Raw genomic sequence first — 18,900 nt, forward strand, 5'->3', positions numbered from 1 at the left:
CCCGTCCGCGATCCTGCGCCCGCCGGCCGTCCCTGCGCTCTTCGCACGTTCCCCACGACTGGTGCGAGGGCTCCGCGCCGCCGGCACGGGGGCTCCGACGCCTCAGGCCCCGGCGGGCGAGGCGTTCAGATGCGAGGGGGTCCCGGCCGCGGGGTCCTTGCGCACGAAGGCGCGGCGCAGGGCGTGATAGGGCTCGTCCGGGTCGAAGAAGATGCGGTGCATACGCGCCAGTTCCTGCTCCCGGTAGGCGGCGAGCGGCCGCTCGGCCTCGTCGCGTTCGCGGGCGGCCTTCTTCGTGGCGATCCGGGCCTGGGTCGCGGGTGCCGACGCCAGCCGGCCGGCGAGCCGGGCGGTCCGTGCGGCGAAGTCCTGCGCGGTGCAGTCGATGATCCGGTCGACCAGGCCGAGCCGTGCTCCGGCCGCCGCGGTCATCGGCAGGGCACGGGCGGTCAGTTGCCCGGCCACCTCGCGACCCGCCCGGCGGGGCAGCGTATAGGTCCAGTACTCCGAACCGTAGAGCCCCATCAGCCGGTAGTGGGGGTTGAGCACCACGGACGAGCGGCACCACACCTCGTCGGCGGCGAGGGCCAGCATCGCCCCACCCGCCGCGGCATTGCCGCCGAGCGCGGCGACCACCAGCCGGTCGGTGGTGGTCAGGACGGCGCCCACCAGGTCGTCCATGGCGTTGATGTTGGCCCAGGACTCCTCGGCGGGGTCGGCGGCGGCCTCGATGACATGGAGATGGATGCCGTTGGAGAAGAAGTCCCGGCGGCCGCCGAGAACCAGCACGGAGGTCGGCCGGGCACAGGCGTGGCGGTAGGCGGCGAGCAGGCGCCGGCAGTGGCCGGTGCTCATCGCGCCGCCGGGGAAGGAGAACTCCAGGAACCCGGCCGGGCCGTCCTCGCGGTAACGGATGTCGCTCCAGGTGCGGGGGCCGTCGCCGGGGTCGAGCGGGGCCGGGACCTCGGGGAGCCGCGGGAGACGGTCGCCCAGCGCCAGGGTGGCGGGCAGTTTGGGGGTGGCGGGCTCCCCCGGCGCGCGGGGTGCCCGCAGTTCCGGGATCCATACCGCGCCGTCGGCCGTCGCCCGGCAGATCGCGCCGCACCGGGTGGCGAGCAGCTCACCGGGCCGGCCCGTCAGGGTGTCCTCGGGGTGCCCGCCGTGCAAATGCCAGGTGTCGCCGAGGAGTTCGTCGCGCACGCCGGGCTGGGAGTCGGCGGCGCGCAGCTTGCGCACGACGGTGTCGGTGGGGTCGGACCGCCAGTCGATCCGGCGCAGGTCCTGGCGGAAGGGCGGCCGGGGGCGGCCGGGTCTCGCGGTGTCGGGGAGGTCGGCCTGCGGCTGCGGCCGGTGGGTGCCGGACGCCACGCGGGCGACGGCCGACAGCACCGCCTCGATCGCGCCATCGGCGATCTCGTTGCGGTACAGGTCGCTCTTGCCCACGCCGGGGACGGGGAACTCGGCCGCGGCCCAGATGTCGCCGGCGTCCATCTCCTCATTGGCCTGCAGGACCGTCACCCCCCACCGTTCGGCGCCCAGGTGCACCGCCCAGTCCACCGACGACGGGCCGCGGTCGCCGACGGGGCCGGGGTGCACGATCAGGCAGGTGTACGCCGACCACACCTCACGGGGCACGGCCGTCTTGAGCATCGGTGCCACGATCAGGTCCGGGGCGTGCCGGCGCACGACCTCCAAGAGCGGTGTCCCGCTCGTCACCAGCTCCACGCCCACGTGGTGTCCCCGCTCGCCGAGTTCCGCGTGGACGCGCTGCGTCAGGCTGTTGAACGCGCCGGCAATGAGCAGAATGCGCACAGCGGACTCCCCTGGAGCTGGACCGGTCAGCGGGTGATCGTCGTGATCGTTCCCCACCGGCGGCCGCCCGGGACCGGACCCGCGCTACGGGTCACCCGATCGACGGCCGCCGTGCGGCCCAACGACCGTCCGAAGGTCATCTGACTGGCCGTCACATAGTTCCGCTTGTAGATCATCTCGATGGAATTCCGCCAAAGTTGGCGCACCTCGTACGCTTCCACAGACCGCGACATTGCCGTTAATTGACATTCACTTGGTCATACTTTTACCTTCGGAGCACGGCATCAGCGCAGGTCAGCGCCGTATGCCCCGTTCGTCTTCCGCACTCTCATCGGAGGTTCCCATGGAGCAGCTCATCAAGAAGATGGCCCAGGACACCGTCTGGCAGAACTGGCTGGCCGCCAACTCCGCACAGCAGGCGGCGAAGAACGGCTGCATCAGCGCGGCCCCGAAGTCGGGTTGCATCAGCGCCGCGCCCAAGGCCGGCTGCATCTCCTGACCCTCGCGCCCTCAGGGGCCCGCAGCGGGCCGGCGATCACCGGGAGCCACCACCCTGCTCCCGGCCGCCGGCCCGCTCCGGTCACCGGCCGCTCCGGTCACCGGCCGCTCCGGACACCGCACCCCGAATTCCCGTGTGGGGCACCGCATTCCGACCAGGGACGAGGAATCCATGGATGGACAGCCGACCGCCGAGGTCATCGAGCAGATACGCGACATTCCGATCTACCGTGAGTCGCTGGCGAAGGGCCACTTCCCCCTGCTCGACAAGCCGGAGATCGCGCGCGGCTTCCCCGACAACTGGATGACGCCCCGGCTGGCCACGGCGCTGGAATCCGGAGAAGCGGAGTTCGTTCTCTCCACCGGCACCCACCACGCCCGGATGCAGATCATCCGGCCGCCGTATTTCCTGCTGCAGTCGTACTACCGGCTGTGGAGCGAACACCCCGATATCGCCGACACCTGGGAATCCGGCTGCCGGCGGGTCTCGCTGACCACGGTGCTGGCGACGGAACACGTGGCGCGGGTCAATGCCGCACGGCGCGGTACTGCGCCGGAGCCGGTGCCGGCCCTCGCGGACCGCCGGCTCGATGCCCGCACCTGCTATCTCAATCTGCGGCTCGACCCGGCGCTGTGGGAGCGCGACGAGGTGGTGCGGATGCTCCAGGAGATCCGGGCCGCCGCACGAGCCCACCCGCGCGGCCGGTACCACCTCGACTGCTCCGGATATCACCTGGCGCATCTGCTGCGGAAAGTCGCCGAATTCGGGCTGTGGGACGACTTCCCGCCGCCCGCCAGCATCATCCACGCCTACGAATACACCCCGGTGAACGTCCGGCGCTTTCTGCACCAGCACTTCGTCTGCCCGGTCATCGACCTGTTCGGCAGCACCGAGCTCGGGTATCTCTACTACAGCGACCGCCGCGGCACCTACTGGCCGCATCTCGACAAGATGAGCGTCGAACTCCACCCGGTCGCCGACGGCAGCACGATCTACCAGCTCATCGTCACCAGTGTGCGCAACCCCTTCATGCCGCTGGTCCGGTACCGCTCGGGCGACTGTGTACGCACCCTGGACGGGACGCCGGACCCCGGGAAGATCGCCCAATTCTGCGGCCGGGAAAAGGAATTGCTCGGCACTCCGCACGGTCCCGTGGCGCAGGGCGACCTCGACCGGTGCATCAGTGAGGCGTCCTCGCGCATCTTCGTGTACCAGTTGCAGCTGACCGGCGATACGGCGGCGCGGCTGGTGTACACGACGTTCGACGGCACACCCGTCGAGCCCGAGCACGCCGCGGAGCTGGAGGACAGCATCGGCGCACTGACCGGGCGGCGCTGCCGGCTCGAACACCGTCCGCACCTCCCCATCGGGAAGTCGGGAAAGTACGCCTGGCTCGCGACCGGCCTCTGATCCCTCCACACGCCCGCCCCGCCCGGACGCCCGCCCTCGGACATCTGCCCCACCCGGACAGGAGAAGCATGACCACCGCACCGCGGATATCTCCCGAAGCCCTCGAAGACCTGCTCGGCGAGGCGCTGTACACCGAGGTGGTGACGCATTTCGACGACAAGAGCGCGGCGCCGCGGGAGTTCGTGGAGCGCCAGGTCACCGAGTGCCTGCGCTACCTCTATCTCGTCTCCCGGCACCACGACCGGCTCGGCGGTCTCTTCCTGCCCGTCGAGCAGGACATCGACGAGATCTGGCACTACCTCATCCTGCAGACCCGCGAATACCGGGCGCTGTGCGAGGAACGGCTGCCGGGCCGCTTCTTCATCGAGCACCGCAGCATCGCCTACGAGGACTACCAGCAGGAGCCGGGCCGCGAGCAGGCCCTCGAAGAGGCGCTGCGCTGGATTCCGCTGTACTGCCGGGAATTCGGCCCGTTCGACGAGGGTGCGCTGCCGCACTGGACCATGGTGCGATTCCTCCATGAACAGATGGGTCTGTCGCTCGCGGCCATCGCGGCGCTGGAACCCATGCCGACGCCTTAGGGCATCGGGCGGGTCCGAACGGAGAGGAATCATGAGCGCTCGCAACGTTGCCCCTGCCGACCGCGAGGTACCGGAACAGCGGCGGATCCTGGCTGTCCTGGTGTTCTCCCAGATCCTCAGCGGCGCGGGCCTGGCCGCGGGGATCACCGTCGGCGCGCTGCTCGCCGAGGAGATGCTCGGCTCGACCGGTCTGGCGGGCGTGCCCAGTGCACTGTTCACCGCCGGGGCCGCACTCGGCGCCGTCGGCATCGGCCAGATCTGCCGGCGCCACGGCCGGCGCCCCGGTCTTGCCCTCGGGTACGCCGTCGGGGCGCTCGGCAGCCTCGGGGTCGTGGTGGCGGCCGCCCTGGGCAGTGCGGTGCTGCTCTTCGCGGCGCTGGTGGTCTACGGGGCGGGCACCGCGACGAACCTGATGGCGCGTTATGCGGGTGCGGATCTGGCCTCGCCCGCGCGGCGCGGCCGGGCGGTGAGCACGGTGCTCCTCGCCACCACGCTCGGCGCGGTGATCGGACCCAACCTGGTGACGCTCACGGGTCAGGTCGCGCACTCCTGGGGCATCCCCCGCCTCGCCGGGCCGTTCCTGCTCGCCGTCGCCGCGTTCGGGGCGGCCTCGGTGACGCTGGCCTGCCTGCTGCGGCCCGATCCGCTGCGGCTGGCCGAGAAGCTGGCCGCGGCACGGGCGGAGGCGGCGGCCGAGAGCCCCGCCGACGGGGCCGACAGCGCGTCGGATGCCCGGCCGGACCGGCGCGGGCTGGTCACCGGCACCCTGGTCATGATCCTCACCCAGTTCGTGATGATCGCGGTCATGACCATGACGCCGGTTCACATGCGGGCGCACGGCCATGGCACACAGGAGGCCGGACTGGTCATCGCCCTCCATGTCGGCGCGATGTTCCTGCCCTCCCCGCTCACCGGTCTGCTGGTCGACCGGGTGGGCCGGCGCTGGATCGCCGGCGCGTCCGGTCCGGTCCTGCTGGCCGCCGGGCTGGTCGCCGCCATGGCGCCGCACTCCGTACCCGCGCTCGCCACGGCACTGGTACTGCTCGGTATCGGCTGGAACTTCGGGCTGGTCAGCGGCACCGCCCTGGTGACCGACGCGCTGCCGCCCGCCCGCCGCGCCTCGACACAGGGGCTGGTGGACGTCGGCATCGCCCTCGCGGGCGCGGCGGGAGGCATGTCCTCGGGGCCGGTCGTCGTCCTGGGGGGCTACCCGACGCTGGCGCTGGCCGGCGGCATCCTCGCGCTGGCGGTCGTACCCCTCCTCGCATGGGCGGCCCGCCGGCCGCCGCACACCGGCACCGCGCTCGCCGCAGCCCCCGCCGAAAAGGAACAGACATGAACATCCCTTCGCTGAACGGATGTTCCCGGCTGCCTTCCGGGGAATTCTGGAAACTTGGCGTCATTTCTCGTTATCACGCCGGAAACCTGGATGCTGCACTGTGAAGGCAGAGTGGAACCGTGAGGACCAGCCACGGGGGGCGATGATGCGGAAGGACACGTCGGCAGCGGGCATATCCGTTCTGCGACTGTGCCGTATGTCGCTGACCGCCCTGCTGGTGGTCCTGGCGTTCCTGCTGAGCGGGGCGGCGTCGGCGCCCGGTGCGGCGAAGGCCGCGTTCACCACCCCGTCAGCGGCGAAGTCCGCCGGCGCCGCACCGGCCGTCAAGCCCGGCTACGACGGCACGGAGGAGAAGAGCAAGCGGGAGTCCGAGCGCGGCCAGCCGCGGCGCACCGCCCGTACCTCCGTCGGCGTTCCCCAGCACACCGGCCGGCCGCTCCCGCCGTTCGGCGCGAGGACCGTGGGGCTCGTCGCCACGGCGGCCTCCGGGGCCCCGGCGGGCAGCTCCACCAAGGCCGCGTCCAGACCGGCCGCCCTCTCCGTCCTGCACTGCGTCTTCCGCTGCTGAGAGCGGTGTGGTGGCCATGCCCCACCCCCGCACCATGCACGTTTCCGCCACCACCCCCACAGTGGCACCACTCATCAGCAGGAGACCTCCTCGTGGAGACCTTCATTCAGCATGCCCGGGGCCTGACGGCCCGTATCGCCGACCGGCGGGAAGAACAGGAGACCTACGGCCGGCTCGCCGCCGGACAGTCCCCCCTCGCCCTGTTCATCACCTGTTCCGACTCACGGGTCGTCCCGTCCCTGATCACCGGGGCGCGGCCCGGCGAACTCTTCGAACTGCGCACCGCCGGCAACGCCGTGCCCGTCTACCGCGAGGACATGGCGGCCTGCGCGGAAGCGGCGACCATCGAGTACGCGATGCGCGTCCTGGGCGTGGCCGACATCGTGGTGTGCGGTCATTCGCACTGCGGCGCGGTCGGTGCCAGGGCCCGCGGTGAGGACCTGACCGGCGCGCCCGCCGTACGCGACTGGCTGGCGCAGCAGCTCTCCGACCAACTGCCCAGGGACGAGGAACCGACCGTCGCCGCCGCGGTCCAGCAGCATGTGCGCGAGCAGGTCGACCGGCTGCGGGGCTACCCCTGCGTCCAGGAGCGGCTGGCCGCCGGCGAGGTGAATCTGCACGGGTGGTTCTACGAAGTGCACACCGGCCTGGTGGCCTCGCACCACCCCGCCTCCGACCTGTTCCTCCCGCTGTGAAGGCGGGTGGGCACCTCATGAAGCGCTTCACCTCCTTCCGGGCGGACTTCACCGCCTCCCTCGTCGTGTTCCTCGTGGCCGTCCCGCTGTGTGTCGGGGTGGCCGTCGCCTCCGGGGTCCCGGCCGAACTGGGCCTGGTCACCGGTGTGGTCGGCGGGCTGCTCACCGGCCTGCTGCCGGGCAGCAGCCTCCAGGTCAGCGGCCCCGCCGCCGGTCTGACGGTGCTGGTCTTCGAAGCCGTCAAGGAGTACGGCATCGGCGCGCTCGGCGCACTGGTACTGGCGGCCGGCGCGCTGCAACTGGCCATGGGCGCCCTGAAGTTGGGGCGCTGGTTCCGGGCGATTTCGGTCGCCGTGGTCCAGGGCATGCTGGCCGGCATCGGCCTGGTCCTGATCGCCGGACAGCTCTACGCCCTCGCCGACGCCAAGGCGCCGGGCAGCGGACTCGCCAACCTCGGTGGCATGCCGGGCCTGATCACCGCCACCGCGGGGTCGGGCACGGCCCTGGCCGCGCTCGCCATCGGCACCGGCACCATCGCCGTCCTGGTGCTGTGGCCGCGCTGGCGGCGCGCCGCGCGGATCCTCCCCGCGCCGCTGGCCGCGGTGGCGCTCGCCACCGTCGCGGTGTGGGCGCTGGATCTGCCCGTCGCACGCGTCGAGGTGAGCGGGCTGCTGCACGCGATCCAGCCGCCCGGCCTCGCCGACCTCGGCCGGCTGACCGAGATCGGGGTGCTCGGCACGGTCCTCGCCTTCGCGCTGATCGCGTCCGCCGAGTCCCTCTTCAGCGCGGCCGCGGTCGACCGGCTGCACGACGGGCCGCGCACGGAGTACGACAAGGAACTGATGGCCCAGGGCGCGGGCAACGCCGTCTGCGGCCTCCTCGGCGCCCTGCCGATGACCGCCGTCATCGTCCGCAGCGCGGCCAATGTGCAGGCGGGCGCGAAGACCAAGGCCTCGCGGGTGCTGCACGGTGTCTGGCTGCTGGTGTTCGCCGCGGCGTTCCCGGCCGCGCTGGGTGTGGTGCCGGTCGCCGCGCTGGCGGGCGTACTGGTCCACGCGGGCTGCAAGCTCATCCCGCTGCGCGAGCTGCGGCCGCTGTGGCGCGAGCACCGGGGCGAGGCGGTGGTCCTCCTGGTCACGGCCCTCGCGATCGTGACGGTCAACATGTTCGAGGGCGTCCTCATCGGCCTGCTGATGGCGATCGCGAAGACGGCCTGGGAGACCTCCCACGTCCACCTCGACATCCACACCCCGGACGACGAGGACGAACCGGTGACGGTACGCGCCGTCGGCAACGCCACGTTCCTGCGGCTGCCCAAGATCCTCGACCAGTTGGAAGCACTGCCCGCCGACCGGAAGGTGGAGCTCGACCTGACCGGGCTGCGCCATCTCGACCACGCGTGTGGCACCGCGCTGACGAACTGGGCCGAGCAGCACCGTCGTACCCGGCGGGCGGTGGAGCTGGTGTCCTGATCGCCCCCGGCCGCCCGGCCGTACGGTCACCTCTCCGTACGGCCGGGCGGCGGGGCCGGGAAGATTCCCCCCGCCACGGTTGTTGAGCGAGGATCATGCCGGTCGTGGCAGCGCCGCGGCCGGCACCACGCTTGTCGTCGACGAGGGGACGGACGGTATGCCGCTTCAGGGTGAGTACGAGCCGAGCCCGGAGCAGTGGGTACGCGATCAGGTCGAGGAGTACGAGGGCTCCGGCGGGACGAAGGGCACCACGATCCGGGGAATGCCCGTCGTGGTCCTGACCACCCGGGGCGCGAAGAGCGGGAAGATCCGCAAGAGTCCGCTGATGCGGGTGGAGCACGACGGGGTGTACGCGGTGGTGGCCTCCATGGGCGGCGCGCCCCGGCACCCGGTCTGGTACCACAACGTCGTGGCGGACCCCCGGGTGGAACTGCAGGACGGCCCGGCGCGCCGGGACATGACGGCCCGTGAGGTCACCGGCGAGGAGAAGGCCCTGTGGTGGGGCCGTGCCGTCGAGGCGTACCCCGATTACGCCGACTACCAGGAGAAGACGGAGCGTCAGATTCCGGTGTTCGTCCTGGAGCCGGCGGCCGCGGCGCACTGAAACCGGCTCCCTCGTGACGCTCAGAGCGTCACGAGGGAGACCTCGGTGGCCTTGACGCTGGTCCACACGGAAACGCCGTCCGCGAGGCCGAGTTCGAGGGCGGCCGAGGGGGTGATTTCGGCCACCAGGTCGGGGGCCTTTGGCGAGGTGACGAGGATCCGCAGCCGGCTGCCCGCCGAGGTGATCTCCCGGACGGTGCCCGGCCAGACGTTGCGGGGGCTGCCGGTGGGCTTCTCGAGGTGCAGCGACACGGCCTCGGGAGCGATGATCGCCAGCGCCCGGGTGCCGTCGGGGAGCCGGTCGGCGGCGACGAGGCGGCCGCCGTCGGAGAGCGCGAGGCCGTCTTCGGTGGCGGTGCCCGGCCAGGCGTTACGGCCCAGCATCCGGGCGACCCAGGGCGAGCGCGGGTGCCGGGTGACCTCGGCGGGCGGGGCGTCCTGGAGGGCGCGGCCGTCCTGCAGGACGAGGACCCGGTCGGCGAGCGAGACCGCCTCGACGGGGTCATGGGTGACGATCAGACAGACGCCGCCGAAGCCCGCGAGATGGCGGCGCAGCGTGTGCCGGACATGCGCGCGGGTGGTCTGGTCGAGCGCGGCGAGCGGTTCGTCGAGCAGCAGCAGCCGGGGCCGGGCGGCCAACGCCCGTGCGAGGGCGACGCGTTGCGCCTGCCCGCCGGAGAGCTGGGCGGGCTTGCGGTGCGCGAGCGGGCCGACGCCGAGCCGGTCGAGCCACCGCTGTGCGGTGCGGCGGGCCTCGACGCGCGGGGTGCCGTGGGCGCGCAGCCCGTACGCGGTGTTGGCCAGGGCCGTCAGATGCGGGAAGAGGGCACCGTCCTGGGGGACCCAGGCGACGCCGCGGCGGTGCGGGGGCAGGGCGGTGACGTCGGTGTCCCCGAGGTGCAGCGTGGCGCGGGCGCGCGGGGTGAGTCCGAGCAGGGCACGCAGCAGGGTGGTCTTGCCGGCGCCGTTGGGGCCGACGACGGCGAGGGTGGTGCCCGGTTCGGCGTCCAGGGTCAGCTGGTTGAAGCCGGTGACGTCGGCGTGCAGCGGCCAGCGCTCCCCGGGCGCCGCCGAGGTCGCCGCGGGTTCCTCGACGCGGGGGACGGGCGGCGCCGCCAGATCGGTGTCGTCCGAGGTGGGCACGGTGCGGGCGGTGCGGGCGGTGCGGGTGGTGGTCGCGCCGGTCCAGCGGCCGCGCAGGCAGACCAGGACGCCCATGGCGATGACGAGCAGCAGCAGCGAGACCGAGGTGGCGGCCTCCGGGGACCCCTGGAGCAGCAGGTAGACCTGGAGCGGCAGGGTCTGGGTGGTGCCGGGCAGGTTGCCGGCGAAGGTGATCGTCGCGCCGAATTCGCCCAGCGCGCGGGCCCAGGTCAGCGCGGCACCGGCGGCGAGGCCGGGGGCGACCATGGGGAGGGTGACGGTGCGAAAGACCCGTACGGGCGAGGCGCCGAGGGAGGCCGCGGTCTCCTCGTAGCTCGTGCGCAGTCCGGCGAGTGTGCCCTCCAGGCTGATGACGAGGAAGGGCATCGCGACGAAGGTGGCGGCGACCACCGCACCCGAGGTGTGGAACGGCAGCACGATGCCGAAGGTGCCCTCCAGCCAGGGACCGAGGAGTCCGCGGCGGCCGAATCCCATGAGCAGCGCGACACCGCCGACGGTCGGCGGCAGCACCATCGGCAGCAGCACCAGCGAGCGGACCAGCGCTTTGCCGGGGAAGTCGACCCGCGCCAACAGCCAGGCCAGCGGTACTCCCAGCAGCAGCGAGAGCCCCAGCGCCGAGAACGACACCAGCAGCGACAGCCGGAGCGCTTCGAGGACGCCCGGGCTGGTCAGATGGGTGCCGAGGTCGCTCCAGGTGGTGCGGGCGAGGATGCCGACCAGCGGCATCAGCAGGAACACGACGGCCACCAGCGCGGGCACGGCCAGCGCGACCGGGGCACGGCTGCCCGGCGCGCGGATCCTGCCCGCGCGGGGCGGGACGAGGGTGCGTGTCATCGGGGTTCCTGGTATCGGGGCGGGCCGGGGTACGGCGACGCGCACGAGCCGGCCCGCTCCCCCGAGCCGGACGGTCCGTGCGCGCCGCACCGGGTCACGGCTTCTGGAACCCGGCCTGCTGCAGGATCTTCTGCGCCTCGGGCGTGCTCAGCCACTTCACGAACGCGGCTGCGGCGGCCGTGTGCTGAGAGGCCTTCAGGGGCGCTGCCGGGTAGGAGGCGACGGCGTTCTGCGCGTCGGGGATGTCGACGGCGTCGACCTTCTTCGGCGCGGTGGCGGCGTCCGTCTTGTAGACGATGCCGGCATCGGCCTCGCCGAGCTCGACCTTGCTGAGCACCGCGCGGACGTTGGGCTCCTGCGAGACCGGCTTGACCTTCAGCTTCTGGGCGTCCAGGACCTGCTTGCTGTAGCGGCCGACGGGCACCTCGGAGGCGGCGAGGACCACCTTCAGCTTGCTGTCGCTGAGTGCCTTGAGGTTGTCGATCTTCTTGGGGTTGCCCTCGCCGGTGGCGATGACCAGGCGGTTCTTGGCGATGACGGTGGGCGCGCCGACATCGGCCTTGAGCCCGTCCATGGTCTTGGTGTCGGCGGTGACCACGGCATCGGCCGGGGCGCCCTCCCTGACCTGGGCGGCCAGTTCCTGGGAACCGGCGAAGGAGAAGTTCACCTTGGTGCCGGGGTGCTCCTTCTCGTACACCGCGCCGGCCTTCTTGAAGACATCGGTCAGCGACGAGGCGGCGAGCACGGTGAGGTCCGCCTTGGGGACCGCGCTGCTGCCGGACTTCTCGGCGCCCTTGTCCTTGGCGCTGTCGTCGCTGCCGCAGGCGGTGAGCGGTACGAGGAGGGCGGCGGTCACGAGCGCGGCGGCGGCGCGGCGTCCGGTGAAGAGCTGGGACATGGGGCGGGACTCCTTGGAACGCGGGACGACGGGTGTCGTCCGAGCGGATGGGAAAAGCCGCGCCGTGGACGGGCGACGCCGCTGGTGTGAGGCAGCCGGCCGGTGGGGGACGGTGGTTGCGGATCGGCTGGGGTGCTGCCGCGGTGGGTCAGGTGCGGTCGATGTGCACGCTGGTGGACTTCACGCGGGCGGTGGCCTGCATGCCCACCTCCAGGCCCAGTTCCTCCACCGCTTCCCGGGTCAGCAGGGACACCAGGCGGTGCGGACCGGCCTGGATCTCGACCTGGGCGGCGACATCGCCGAGCTTGACGGCGGTGACGATGCCCGGGAAGGCGTTGCGCGCGGAGGTGTACGAGGCGTCGTCCTCACCGGTGCCGTTCTGCGCCACCTCGATGGAGAAGGCGGCGAGATCACGGCCGTCGATGAGGCGGCGGCCGCCGTCGTCGCGATGGGTCGCGACCTTTCCGGCGTCCGCCCAGCGGCGGGCGGTGTCGGGGCTGACGCCCAGCAACCGCGCCGCCTGGCCGATCGTGTAGGACTGCATGTGCGACAAGATATGCCGTATCAGCTCGCATTTGCAATTCATCAGGCGAAGCTATATGGCAGATGCCAGTTCCTCTGGAGGAAGGAACGAAAGGCCGGCCTCCGCCCCGCGCGCGACCCGAATGCCCGGCGGAATTCTCGGTGTCTCAGCGGATTTGCCGGGCGCATTCGGATATCCGCCCGGCGTCTGCCCAGCAGGCCCGGACCGCGGCGCGGTGTGTGGTTAGGGTGCTGACAACAGAGCAGGGAAAACGCGACATTCCACTCCTTTGCTTTCCACTCCCCCGGTGAGGCATTTCCATGAGCCTGAGCATCCGTAACCAGATTTCCGGCACCGTTCTCTCCGTCACCCCCGGCGAGGTCATGGCAACCGTCAAGGTCCGTCTGGACGGCGGCCAGGAGATCACCGCCGCGATCACCCTGGAGGCCGTGCAGGAGCTGGGCATCGTCGAGGGTTCCGCGGTGCGCACCCTGATCAAGTCCACCGAGGTCGCGCTCGCGACCGGCGCGGTGGACGGTCTGAGCATCCGTAACCGGATCCCCGGCACCGTCACCGAGGTCACCACTGGCGGCGCGATGGCGGGCGTCAAGGTCGCCGTAGCGGGCGGGGAGCTGACCGCCGCGATCACCAAGGACGCGGCCGAGGACCTGGGCCTGGCCGCCGGTGCCGAGGTCACCGCGCTGGTCAAGTCGACCGAGATCGCGCTCGCCGCGGTCTGAGCGCGGGGCCGCCGAAGCCTCCGGGGCACGGGGGCTCCGGCTCTTCCCACGGCCGTCAGGGCGCGTCCGGCCCCGCCCCGCCGGGCCGGTACCCGTCCGCCCCGGGCGGGACGCAGGTCCCGAACCAGATGCCGGTGATGGCGCTGATGTAGCGGGCACCGCAGCGGTCGGACGGGACCACGAGCTGGCTGCCCGCCGCGTCGAGCGGCCGCCCGTCCATGGCCGTGGCCAGCAGGACCGGCGCATCGCCGAAGTCCGCGTCGAGCTCCGCCCAGGACAGCGCCGTGTGGTGTCCGTCCCGGCCGGTGACCGCCAGTACGTAGCGGGAGCGGTCCTTGCGCCGCCGGACGTCGAAGGCCGGCCCCGCCGCGTCGATGACCTCCCGCAGCAGCGGTCCCTCGAAGGTGTGGTGCTGCGGCCCGTTCGTGGCGCAGTCGAAGACCACCTCGGCCCGCCGCTGCGGCCACCGCTCCCGCAGCTGGGCGACCGTCAGCGCGAGCGGACGCCGTAGCTGACCGCGGATCAGGAAGCGCCGGGGGTCGGGAGGTACGGCGCCCTCGGGCGCCGGGCGTACGGCTGTGGTGCGGGACGGCGGGCCGAGTCGGCTCATTCGAGACCCCCTTGAGGCGATCCGCGCGGCGGCTGCCCTGCTGTGATGCCCGACCGGCCCGCCGCTGAATCACGGATGCCAGCCACTTACGCATGTTCACCTCGCTGATGTGAGGCAAAAGGGGCCAAGAGGGCAGCAGGTCCGGAGCCGCAGGACGGCTGGACGTACCGGCCGCCGGGCGTGCCGCCGCCCAGCCTGGGGGTACCGCCCAGCGTGAGCTGGGGGAGCGTCGCCGCTGCGCCATGGGGCGCGCTGCCGGGCATCACGTACGTCCCGCACCGTGTTCAGGTCCATGCCGCCGAGTGAAGCAACGCCGCACCCCCGGGCACGACTGGTGCCCAGCACGGAAAAACACCGGCACCGAGCCCGGGATCTGGAGGATCAACCAAGAGGACTATGGCCAGGATCAGCTGGCATTTACGATGCTTGTACTCACTTTCGCCTCGTGAATGTGAGATGCCGGGGTCCACTCCCGGCAGCCGCCCAAGGAGCACGCACATGCACGTCCAAGATCTCCTCCAGCTCGACTCGCTCGATCTGACCCTGCTGTGGGGCGACGGCCCCCTCCTCACCCGGGAGGTCAGTGGTGTCACCGCCACCGACCTGGAGGACCCGGCCCGGTCCCTCCAGCCGGGCGAGCTGGTGCTGAGCGGACTGGTGTGGTGGACGCCCGAGGACGGCCGCACCAAGGTCGACCGGTTCGTCTCGGCGCTGCACTCCGCCGGCGCCACCGCCTTGCTGGCCGGCGAGGAGACCCATGGCACGGTCCCGGACGCCCTCGTGGAGTCCTGCCGTGAGCGGGGCATCGTCCTGGTGGCGGTGCCCGCGCAGACCAGCTTCCGCGCCATCACGGAGGCGGTGCATCTGCGCCAGTGGGGCGATCTGAGCCGGCGCCCCACCGCACACCACGCGCTGCCGGAGAACGTCCGCACCGAACTGGCGGGTCTGCTCGCCGAGGACGCGGCACCGGACACGCTGCTGGACCGTGCCTTCGCCCATCTGGGCGGGCCGCCCTGCTATCTGGTGACGGCGACCGGCCGGGTGATCGCCCGGACGCCGGCCGCCCCGTACCTCTCGGCGCGGCAGGCCGCGCAGGAACTGACGGCGGCGTCCGGCACCGGCCTGCGGATCGACGGGGAGCCCGGTCCGTACGACGGCTGGCAGCTGTATCTGCGGGGCGCGGCCGACGCCCCGCCCCGGGCGCTGCACGAGATCGCCGAGGTCATGGCGCAGTACCGCCATCGGGCCGAGCTGCGGCAGGCGGCCGAACGGCGGGCGGCGGACGAGCTGATCGCGCTCGCCGAGGCCGGCCCGGCCGACGGTGCGGCGCTGGAGGCGGCGCTGCACGCCTGCGGACTGCCGGCCAACGGTCCGTACCGGGTGGTGGTGGCCGCGTCGGGCGACGCCGAGGGCGAACAGGCGGTGGGCGCGCTGACCGAGGCGTTGCGGCACTCCCCCGGCGAGCCGTTCGCGGCGGGCCTGCTCCCGGGCGGCCAGGCGGTGGCGGTCGTCCACGCCCGCCCCGAAGCGGAGGACCGTATCCCGCTCGGCGAGCTGTGGCCGAGCGTGCACGCCTGCCGGCCGCAGACGCCGCTGCATGCCGGGGTCAGCGGCCCGGTCACGGCCGCCGGTGGCCTCAACTCCGCGCTGGACCAGGCACGTTACGCACTGGCGGCGGCACGCGCCGGAGCCCCGGACGGCGCCCGGGTGACCTCCGTCGAGGACCTCAGCACCCTGGGCGCGCTGCTCGCCGGGGTCCCCGCGGATGTGCGTACGGCCTTCAGCAGCCGGGTGCTCGGCCCGTTGGCGCGCGCCGGGAGCACCTCGCACCGGATGCTCCTGGAAACACTGGAGGTCTTCCTCGCCCACCACGGGTCATGGGCGCGGACCGCCGAAACGCTGCATCTGCATGTGAACACGGTGCACTACCGTATCCAGCGCATCGAGACGCTCACCGGCCGCGACCTGTCCCGGCTCGATCACAAACTCGATCTGCAGGCGGCGCTGCTCTGCCGCTGAACGGCGCCGGGGCCGGCGGGCGGCGCCGGCCGGCCGAAGCCGCGGCTCAACTCCGCTCGCCCGCCCGGTCGATGTACACATTGGTGGACTTCACCCGGGCGGTGGCCCGCACCCCGACCTCGATCCCGAGTTCCTCGACGGCCTCCCGGCTGATCACCGACACCAGCCGGTGCGGCCCGGACTGGATCTCGACCTGGGCGATCACATCGTCGAGGGTCACCTTGGTGACGATCCCGGCGAAGGAGTTCCGCACCGAGGTCAGCACCTCGTCCGACACCGGATGCAGACCCCCGGCGCGCTCCTTGGCGAACGCCGCCAGGCCGGCCCCGTCGATCACACGGTTCCCCGCGCCGTCCCGGTCCATCCGCAGCTGCCCGCCATCGGCCCAGCGGCGGACGGTCTCCGAACTCACGCCCAGCAGCCCAGCTGCCTGACCAATGCTGTATGTCGGCACCCCCGCACTCTAGGCCCTGCCGTCACCGCCCCGGCCCTCTCCGGTACCGCGCGGACGACGGGAGTTCGGCGACGCCCCCTCGGGCAGCGGCTGCTCCCCCTCGACCAGTTCCTCCAGCGCGGGGAGGGCCTCGTGCAACAGCCGCTGCCGGTCGGGGGCCAGCCGGGCGATCCGTTCGCGGAGCACCCCGGTGGTCTCCCTGCGTACGGCGCGCAGCAGCGCCAGCCCGTCGTCATTGAGGCTGATCAGGCTGGCGCGCTGGTCCGCGGGGTCGGGGCGGCGGGCGATCCAGCCGCAGTTGTCCAGCAGATCCACCATGCGGGAGGTGGTGGACAGGGCAATGTTCATCCGCGCGGCGAGTTCGCTGATACGCAGCGGGCCGTGGGCGGCGAGGGCCGCGAGGGCGGCCGTGCGGCTGGGGGTGAGATCGGGGTGCCGGCTCCGGCCGCGGAGCAGTGGCAGCAATTGCTGGATCACCGCGCGCAGCCGCCCGGCCACCTCCGCCGGTTCGGTCCGGGACGGCGACGGGCGCTCGGGCGGGGCGTCGGGCTGCTTCATCAGGGGCTCCTGGAGGGCGGTGGGGGCGAGGCCGGTGGGGAGGGCGGATCGGTACGGGCTGCCGGGTCGGGGCCGGTGGTCGCGCCCCCGGGACCGGTCGACGCGGCGGGATCCTTCGTGGCGGGGGACCCCGGCGTCCCGGCCACGGCGACCGGCGACGGCGCGGCTGCCACCGCCGCTGCCGGTACCGCCGCCGCTGTTCCGTCCGCCGGGTGACGGGCCCGGCCGTCGTCGTGGACGTACCGCCCGCCGCGCAGCAGCGAGGCGACGGCGGCGATCAGGCAGGCGGCGATGGCGAAGCCGAAGGCGACGGCCAGCCCGTCGGAGAACGGCTGGGAGATGAGCCGGGGGAAGAATTCCCGGCCGGTCAGGTACGCGGCGTGGCCGGGCGGAAGGTGATCGAGCACCTGCGGTCCGAGGAGGGTCCGGACCGGGTTGTAGCCCAGGAGGGAGGCGAACAGCACGCCCACCGGGGGCAGCGCCGCGACCTTGGCTGCGTCGGCCGCCGGGACGCCCTGGGCGGTCAGTCCGGTGGTGAGGGCGCGGGGCAGGGCCCCGGCCAGGCCCGTGATCATCAGCGAGAAGAAGATGCCGATGGACAGCACCATGGCCGAGTTCTGGAAGGTGGTGCTGATGCCGGCGCCCACCCCGCGCTGGTCGGGCGGCAGGCTGTTCATGATGGCGGCCCGGTTGGGCGCCGCGAACAGGCCCATGCCGATGCCGTTGAGCAGCAGGATCAGCGCGAAGCCGGGGTAGCCGAAGTCGACCGGCAGGGCTTGCAGCGCCCCGAACGAGGCGGCCGCGAGCAGCATCCCGCCGGTGGCGAAGGCCCGCGCCCCGAACCGGTCCGACGCCCATCCGGATACCGGCCCGGCCACCAGGAAGCCCAGCGTCAGCGGCAGCATGTAGATGCCGGCCCACAGCGGCGTCTCGGTGAAGCCGTAGCCGTGCCGGGGCAGCCAGATCCCCTGCAGCCAGATGATGAGCAGGAACATCAGCCCGCCGCGGCCGAGCGAGGCGAGCAGACTGGCGAGGTTGCCCGCGGTGAACGCGCGGATGCGGAAGAGCCCGAGCCGGAACATCGGCGCCGCCACCTTCGTCTCGACGACGCAGAAGACGGCGAGCAGCAGCACCCCGCCCCCCATCGCGGTGAGCACGGCGGGGTTGCTCCAGCCCATGGTGTGTCCGCCGTACGGCTGGATGCCGTAGGTGATCCCGGCCAGCAGGGCGATCAGTCCGGCCGCGAAGGTGAGGTTGCCCCACCAGTCGGGCCGGGCCGGGGTGCGGATGCCGGTGTCCCGCAGCTTCAGATAGGCCCACGCGGTGCCGAACACCCCGAACGGCACGGACACCAGGAAGACCAGCCGCCAGTTCACCGGCCCGAGCAGACCGCCGAGCACCAGCCCGGCGAACGAGCCGGTGATGCCCGCGACCTGGTTCAGGCCGAGGGCGAGGCCGCGCTGCCGGGCGGGGAAGGCGTCGGTGAGGATCGCGTTGGAGTTCGCCATCAGCATGGCGCCGCCCACGCCCTGCAGGACCCGCATGGCGATCAGCCAGAGGGCACCGGCCGTGCCGTGCTGCCAGGTCACCGACAGCAGCACGGAGAAGACGGTGAAGACGGCGAACCCCAGGTTGTACATCCGGGTCCGGCCGTACATGTCGCCGAGCCTGCCGAAGCTGACCACCAGCACGGCGGTGACGACCAGGTAGCTCATGATCAGCCACAGCAGCAGGCTGGTGTTGCCCGGCTGCAGGGGGTCCACGCCGATGCCCCGGAAGATGTCGGGCAGCGCGATGAGCATGATCGACATATTGATGGACGCGATCAGCACGCCCAGGGTCGTGTTCGACAGGGCGACCCACTTGTAGCCCGGGCCCGGCGCGCGGCGCGGCCGCGGGCCCGGCGCGGCCCGGTCGCCGAATGCAGCAGCAGTACTTCCCACGGGGCACCCACTCCCACCCGGGATATTTACTTGCTTGACTTCAACCAATCCAACTCTCGGGAGCGGGGACCGGCCAGCGCGAAGGGCGGCGCCGCGTGCGTACGGCGCTCCCCCGTCCGCCCCGGCCCCGTACCGCCGCGCGCCCCGCCAGCTCCTCCTCCCTCCCCCACCGCTTCGG

General features: G+C 72.4%; 18 protein-coding genes. 10 read left to right on the forward strand and 8 right to left on the reverse strand.

The genetic code is table 11. The features are described 5' to 3' along the window. Nucleotides 1-102 precede the first annotated feature (102 nt). On the reverse strand, nucleotides 103-1,812 hold the full coding sequence (locus tag Scani_RS20825; RefSeq protein WP_159478630.1) for a hydrogenase maturation protein: 1,710 nt from the start codon (nucleotides 1,810-1,812) through the stop codon (nucleotides 103-105). A 343-nt stretch (nucleotides 1,813-2,155) separates the two neighbouring features. On the opposite strand from Scani_RS20825, the gene Scani_RS40025 reads away from it, so the two are divergent. From Scani_RS40025 to Scani_RS20860, 8 genes are all read left to right on the forward strand, one after another. Next, nucleotides 2,156-2,311 (forward strand): hypothetical protein, encoded by a 156-nt coding sequence (locus tag Scani_RS40025; protein ID WP_167538127.1) that lies wholly within the window; start codon nucleotides 2,156-2,158, stop codon nucleotides 2,309-2,311. Between the two features lie 171 nt (nucleotides 2,312-2,482). Continuing rightward, the gene (locus tag Scani_RS20830; RefSeq protein ID WP_159478631.1) at nucleotides 2,483-3,721 is read left to right on the forward strand and encodes a hypothetical protein; all 1,239 of its coding nucleotides are present in this window, start codon (nucleotides 2,483-2,485) and stop codon (nucleotides 3,719-3,721) included. Between the two features lie 68 nt (nucleotides 3,722-3,789). Then, a complete protein-coding gene (locus Scani_RS20835; RefSeq protein WP_159478632.1) occupies nucleotides 3,790-4,302 on the forward strand; it encodes a glycine-rich domain-containing protein in 513 nt (170 codons plus the stop codon). Nucleotides 4,303-4,333: 31 nt separating this feature from the next. Further along, the gene (locus tag Scani_RS20840; RefSeq protein ID WP_159478633.1) at nucleotides 4,334-5,641 is read left to right on the forward strand and encodes an MFS transporter; all 1,308 of its coding nucleotides are present in this window, start codon (nucleotides 4,334-4,336) and stop codon (nucleotides 5,639-5,641) included. 196 nt (nucleotides 5,642-5,837) lie between these two features. After that, nucleotides 5,838-6,209, forward strand: coding sequence for a hypothetical protein (locus tag Scani_RS20845; RefSeq protein WP_159478634.1), 372 nt, complete (start codon nucleotides 5,838-5,840; stop codon nucleotides 6,207-6,209). Between the two features lie 92 nt (nucleotides 6,210-6,301). Next, nucleotides 6,302-6,904, forward strand: a complete 603-nt coding sequence (locus Scani_RS20850) for a carbonic anhydrase (RefSeq protein WP_159478635.1) — start codon at nucleotides 6,302-6,304, stop codon at nucleotides 6,902-6,904. 17 nt (nucleotides 6,905-6,921) lie between these two features. Further along, nucleotides 6,922-8,376: a SulP family inorganic anion transporter gene (locus Scani_RS20855; protein ID WP_159478636.1), complete on the forward strand. Its 1,455-nt coding sequence runs from the start codon at nucleotides 6,922-6,924 to the stop codon at nucleotides 8,374-8,376. A 157-nt stretch (nucleotides 8,377-8,533) separates the two neighbouring features. Continuing rightward, a complete protein-coding gene (locus tag Scani_RS20860; protein ID WP_159482263.1) occupies nucleotides 8,534-8,980 on the forward strand; it encodes a nitroreductase family deazaflavin-dependent oxidoreductase in 447 nt (148 codons plus the stop codon). 20 nt (nucleotides 8,981-9,000) lie between these two features. Here the strand turns inward: Scani_RS20860 and Scani_RS20865 are convergent, their stop codons facing one another. The 3 genes from Scani_RS20865 to Scani_RS20875 all read right to left on the reverse strand — a co-directional run bounded on the left by Scani_RS20865 (nucleotide 9,001) and on the right by Scani_RS20875 (nucleotide 12,419). After that, nucleotides 9,001-10,977: an ABC transporter permease gene (locus Scani_RS20865; protein WP_159478648.1), complete on the reverse strand. Its 1,977-nt coding sequence runs from the start codon at nucleotides 10,975-10,977 to the stop codon at nucleotides 9,001-9,003. 94 nt (nucleotides 10,978-11,071) lie between these two features. Next, nucleotides 11,072-11,875 carry a molybdate ABC transporter substrate-binding protein gene (gene modA / locus Scani_RS20870; protein WP_159478650.1) on the reverse strand — a complete coding sequence of 268 codons (804 nt, stop codon included), beginning with the start codon at nucleotides 11,873-11,875 and terminating at the stop codon, nucleotides 11,072-11,074. Nucleotides 11,876-12,023: 148 nt separating this feature from the next. Next, entirely contained in the window at nucleotides 12,024-12,419 is a 396-nt protein-coding gene (locus tag Scani_RS20875; RefSeq protein ID WP_030983527.1) for a TOBE domain-containing protein, read from the reverse strand. Between the two features lie 299 nt (nucleotides 12,420-12,718). On the opposite strand from Scani_RS20875, the gene Scani_RS20880 reads away from it, so the two are divergent. Beyond that, entirely contained in the window at nucleotides 12,719-13,138 is a 420-nt protein-coding gene (locus tag Scani_RS20880) for a TOBE domain-containing protein (protein ID WP_159478652.1), read from the forward strand. A gap of 55 nt (nucleotides 13,139-13,193) precedes the next feature. Here Scani_RS20880 and Scani_RS20885 read toward each other — a convergent pair whose 3' ends face one another. Next, on the reverse strand, nucleotides 13,194-13,748 hold the full coding sequence (locus Scani_RS20885; RefSeq protein WP_159478654.1) for a molybdopterin-dependent oxidoreductase: 555 nt from the start codon (nucleotides 13,746-13,748) through the stop codon (nucleotides 13,194-13,196). Between the two features lie 498 nt (nucleotides 13,749-14,246). Between Scani_RS20885 and Scani_RS20890 the strand changes: the two genes are divergently transcribed. After that, the gene (locus Scani_RS20890) at nucleotides 14,247-15,767 is read left to right on the forward strand and encodes a PucR family transcriptional regulator (protein ID WP_159478656.1); all 1,521 of its coding nucleotides are present in this window, start codon (nucleotides 14,247-14,249) and stop codon (nucleotides 15,765-15,767) included. 46 nt (nucleotides 15,768-15,813) lie between these two features. On the opposite strand, the gene Scani_RS20895 is transcribed toward Scani_RS20890, so the two are convergent. From Scani_RS20895 to Scani_RS20905, 3 genes are read right to left on the reverse strand one after another with little or no spacing between them, the layout of a single operon-like run. Then, nucleotides 15,814-16,221, reverse strand: a complete 408-nt coding sequence (locus tag Scani_RS20895) for a TOBE domain-containing protein (protein WP_159478658.1) — start codon at nucleotides 16,219-16,221, stop codon at nucleotides 15,814-15,816. 9 nt (nucleotides 16,222-16,230) lie between these two features. Then, complete coding sequence (locus tag Scani_RS20900) at nucleotides 16,231-16,779, reverse strand: MarR family winged helix-turn-helix transcriptional regulator (RefSeq protein WP_159478660.1); 549 nt, start codon at nucleotides 16,777-16,779, stop codon at nucleotides 16,231-16,233. After that, nucleotides 16,779-18,590, reverse strand: a complete 1,812-nt coding sequence (locus Scani_RS20905) for an MFS transporter (protein WP_246296422.1) — start codon at nucleotides 18,588-18,590, stop codon at nucleotides 16,779-16,781. Before Scani_RS20905 ends, Scani_RS20900 begins: the two co-directional genes overlap by 1 nt. Nucleotides 18,591-18,900 lie beyond the last annotated feature (310 nt).

The sequence above is a fragment of the Streptomyces caniferus genome, from assembly GCF_009811555.1.
GTDB lineage: Bacteria > Actinomycetota > Actinomycetes > Streptomycetales > Streptomycetaceae > Streptomyces > Streptomyces caniferus.